The 4,229-nt window shown below is 30.9% G+C and carries 4 protein-coding genes; 2 read left to right on the top strand and 2 right to left on the bottom strand.

What is annotated here, in order from left to right; translation table 11 throughout:
* Together ACVC2P_RS09135 and ACVC2P_RS09130 are read left to right on the top strand one after the other, a co-directional pair.
* On the top strand, window positions 1-983 hold a 983-nt coding region (locus tag ACVC2P_RS09135; RefSeq protein WP_452598169.1), incomplete at its 5' end, for a mannose-1-phosphate guanylyltransferase.
* A gap of 30 nt (window positions 984-1,013) precedes the next feature.
* Window positions 1,014-2,480 carry a DUF389 domain-containing protein gene (locus ACVC2P_RS09130; RefSeq protein ID WP_452598168.1) on the top strand — a complete coding sequence of 489 codons (1,467 nt, stop codon included), beginning with the start codon at window positions 1,014-1,016 and terminating at the stop codon, window positions 2,478-2,480.
* Window positions 2,481-2,497: 17 nt separating this feature from the next.
* On the opposite strand, the gene ACVC2P_RS09125 is transcribed toward ACVC2P_RS09130, so the two are convergent.
* Window positions 2,498-3,265 carry an ABC transporter ATP-binding protein gene (locus tag ACVC2P_RS09125; RefSeq protein WP_452598167.1) on the bottom strand — a complete coding sequence of 256 codons (768 nt, stop codon included), beginning with the start codon at window positions 3,263-3,265 and terminating at the stop codon, window positions 2,498-2,500.
* A complete protein-coding gene (locus tag ACVC2P_RS09120) occupies window positions 3,265-4,002 on the bottom strand; it encodes an MlaE family ABC transporter permease (protein WP_452598166.1) in 738 nt (245 codons plus the stop codon). The genes ACVC2P_RS09125 and ACVC2P_RS09120 overlap by 1 nt, the downstream gene beginning before the upstream one ends.
* Between the last annotated feature and the right edge of the window lie 227 nt (window positions 4,003-4,229).

The raw sequence follows: 4,229 nt of genomic DNA, 5'->3' as shown, positions 1-4,229 counted from the left end.
TGTTAGGAACGGGAGAAACACTTATTCAAAAAACGTTTCAGCGATTATCGCAAAGTATTCCTAAAGAAAATATTTTCATTTTAACAAATGAGCGCTATAACGACTTAGTATTTCAACAATTACCAGAAATAACAAAGCGACAAGTCGTTTTAGAGCCGGCAATGCGTAATACAGCACCGTGCATATTATATGCATCATTAAAAATTCAGAAAGAAAACCCAGAAGCAGTAATGATTGTAGCACCAAGCGATCATTGGATAGAAAATGAAGCAGCATTTGCAAAAAATGTTCAAGAAGCATTTGAGTTTTGTGAAAACAATAATGCGTTAATGACATTAGGAATACAGCCAACCTTTCCAAATACAGGATACGGCTACATAGAATATAATACGCATTCTACCGAAACCATCAAACCAGTAAATCAATTTAGAGAAAAGCCAGATTACGAAACAGCAAAAGGATTTATAGCAAAAGGTAATTTTCTATGGAATGCAGGCATTTTCATGTGGAGTGTAAAAACAGTTATAGAAACCTTTAAAACCAATCAACCAGAACTATTTAATTTATTTGAAAAAGGAAACGCAGTTTACAATACAGAGTTCGAAGACGATTTTATAAGAGACAATTATGGTAAAGCCGAAAATATCTCTGTAGACTATGCAATTATGGAGAAATCAAATAACGTTTATGTACTTCCTGCAACATTCGATTGGAACGATTTAGGAACATGGGGTAGTTTGTATGACAAACTAGATAAAGATGACGATAACAATGCTGTAGTAAATGCGAGAATATTAACAGAAGGAACTTCTGGAAATATGATACGCACACAAAAAGATAAAGTAGTTGTAGTAGATGGTTTAAAAGACTATATTATAGTAGACAAAGATGAGGTGCTATTAATATACCCGAAAAAGAAAGAACAGGACATTAAAAAAGTACTGCAAAAAGTGAAGAATAACTTCGGAAACCATTTAGGATAAACATAAAAGATTCTACGAATTAACACAATTATGGAAGAAAATAAATTCAATTTTACTGATGAAGAAGTAAATAAAGAAGATTCAGTAAAACAATCTAAAGAAGCTGTAAGGAAAGATGCACAAGGTTTTTTTAAAAGTATAAAAACCTTTTTTGTAGAGTTATTAGATTTTAGAGATGATACCGACAGAGATGCAACTATAGAAGCTATAAAAGTAGATATTCCATTTAAGGGAGCTACCGCTTGGATTTTAATTTGTTCCATATTTGTGGCCTCTATAGGTTTAAATGCAGACTCTACCGCTGTAGTAATTGGAGCCATGTTAATATCGCCTTTAATGGGGCCAATTTTAGGAATAGGACTATCAATAGCCATTAACGATATAGATACCTTAAAGAAATCGCTAATAAATTTAGCGGTAATGATTGTTTTAAGTTTAATAACAGCGTTTCTGTTTTTTAGATTTTTTCCGTTAAGCGAAGATACATCGGAGTTATTAGGTAGAGTTCAGCCAGATATAAGAGATGTATTAATAGCCTTTTTTGGAGGGCTAGCCTTAATAATAGCACGAACAAAAAAAGGAACAATAGCCTCTGTAATTTTTGGAGTAGCCATAGCAACAGCGTTAATGCCGCCTTTATGTACGGCAGGTTACGGTTTAGCAAAAGGAAACTTCATTTATTTTGGACAAGCCATGTATTTATTTACTATAAATACCATTTTTATAGCTTTGGCAACATTTTTAGTCTTAAAAATTTTAAGGTTTCCTATGCTTAAATATGCCAATTCTGCAAAACGAAAACGTATTGCTAGAATTGCATCTTTAGTAGCTATAGTAGTAATGATACCAGCTGTTATGACATTTTTAAATGTGTTAAAAAAGAGTCAGTTTGAAGCAGATGCTAAGCGATTTATAGCCAATGAATTAAATGGATTACCAAATGCACGTTATATAAAAAAGAGCGCAACTCCAGATTATAACCCTTCTGGACCATCGGTTATAGAATTAACAACATTTGGCTCTGATAAGATTTCTGACGAGACTAAAGCAGTGCTTAAGCAACGTTTTGTTGCTTATAGTAATTTAAAGAATACGGATTTAGTTATTAATCAAACAAAAAATAAGGAGATTAACAACTTAGAGTATATGGAAGAGTTGCGAACACGTGATTCATTAGACTTAATGAGTCAGCAACAAAAAATCACATTTTTAGAAAGTAAAGTAAAACAACTCTCTAAATTGGAGCGAAACTATATTCCGTTTGAGAACATTACAGAAGAGGTAAAAATAAATTATGAAAATTTAGAAAAGCTATCTTATTCTAAAGTGATTAATTCTAATTTTAAAACATTAGATACAGTTGATGTGTTTTTAGTAAAATGGAATGACTCATTAATTACTAAAGAAGCGCAATTAAAGCAAGAGCTAAAACTAAAAGAATGGCTGAAATTAAGGCTTAAATTAGATACACTGGTAGTAAAAAAGAATAACGAATAATATTTAAAGAGGATAATTTATTTATTCTCTTTTAAATAAGCCTCGCGCACTTTTTGAAATAAATTAGAAGAATATACAAAGTCTGTAACAATCTCATTATCTGTTTTAAAAATGGTATGTTTAGAACCCTCCCAGGCTTTTAAACCATTACGTAAGAATACTATTTTCTCACCAATTTCCATAACAGAATTCATATCGTGAGAATTAATAACAGTTGTTATATTATATTCTTCAGTAATTTCTTGAATTAAATTATCTATTACAATAGCCGTTTTTGGATCTAAACCAGAATTAGGCTCATCACAAAATAAATATTTAGGATTATTAACTATGGCGCGAGCAATAGCAACTCGCTTTTGCATTCCTCCAGAAGCCTCACTAGGCATTTTTTTATGGGCATCTGGCAAGTTAACACGTTGTAAAACAATATTAGCACGCTCTCTCATGTCACTTTTACTAAGCTTAGTAAACATCTGTAGAGGAAACATTACATTCTCTTCTATAGTCATAGAATCAAATAAAGCACTCCCTTGAAATACCATGCCAATATTTGCGCGCATATCTCGTTTTTTAGCTTCAGTAAGTTTTGAAAAGATTTCCCCATCATAGGCTATACTACCTTCTTCATAATCGAATAAACCCAATAAACACTTTAGGAAAACTGTTTTACCAGAACCACTTTGCCCAATAATAAGATTGGTTTTACCTTTTTCAAAAGTAGTCGTAATACCTTTTAAAATATGTGCCTCTCCAAACGATTTATGTAAGTCTTTAACTTCTATCATTAACTAAGTAATAATTGGGTTAATATATAATTTAAAAGGATAATAATAACACTAGTCCAAACAAAAGATGTTGTACTGGCTTTACCAACTTCTAAAGCGCCTCCTTTCATATAAAACCCATGGTAAGAAGGTACTGTAGCCAATACAAAAGCAAATAATAATGTTTTTATAAAAGCATAAGTAATATGAAATGGTATAAATTCTGTTTGTATACCTAAAATATAATCATCTATAGAAGCATAACCTCCAAAAATACAGGCAGCTAAACCGCCCATGATACCCAAAAACATGGCAATAGAAATAATAAAAGGATATAATGTTAAAGCAATAAATTTTGGAAATACTAAGTAGTTTAAAGAGTTAATACCCATAACCTCTAAAGCATCTATTTGTTCTGTAACACGCATGGTACCAATACTAGATGTAATAAAAGAACCAACTTTTCCAGCCATAATAATAGACATAAAAGTAGGTGCGAATTCTAGAATAATAGATTGCCTAGTAGCAAAACCAACTAGATATTTTGGAATAAGCGGATTGTCTATATTTAAAGCCGTTTGTATAGTGACTACACCACCAACAAAAAAAGCAATAAAAGAAACAATACCTAATGATCCAATAATTAAATCATCGATATCTTTTAATATTAGTTGCTTCATAACAGACCATTTGGTTTGTTTACGAAACATTTCGAAAATCATTAAAAAATAAACACCAATATTGTGTAGGTACTGCATAAGTTAATTTATTGGTGCTAAAGTATAAAAAGTCTAGTTTAGTTCAATACTAATTTTAAATTAAGATAAGTTAGAGCCGTTTCTAAGTTATAAACAATGTAATTATTAGGTCTCTTTTTGTTTTTCTTAACTAGAATTTAAAATAATAACTAAAATGAAAGCTGTATTTTTGAACCCTATACTAAAATGAATTTATTATGAGATTTTTTCTGAGTGCTGTTGTAATG

This window comes from Pontimicrobium sp. MEBiC01747, assembly GCF_053601635.1.
The sequence above is the reverse complement of the archived record's forward strand: the minus strand, read 5'-3'. Positions and strand labels throughout refer to the sequence as shown.

Excerpts from the sequence above, each read along its gene's own strand:
- ACVC2P_RS09130 (WP_452598168.1), top strand. The coding sequence starts at position 1,014 with ATGGAAGAAAATAAATTCAATTTTACTGATGAAGAAGTAAATAAAGAA.
- ACVC2P_RS09125 (WP_452598167.1), bottom strand. The coding sequence starts at position 3,265 with ATGATAGAAGTTAAAGACTTACATAAATCGTTTGGAGAGGCACATATT.
- ACVC2P_RS09120 (WP_452598166.1), bottom strand. The coding sequence starts at position 4,002 with ATGCAGTACCTACACAATATTGGTGTTTATTTTTTAATGATTTTCGAA.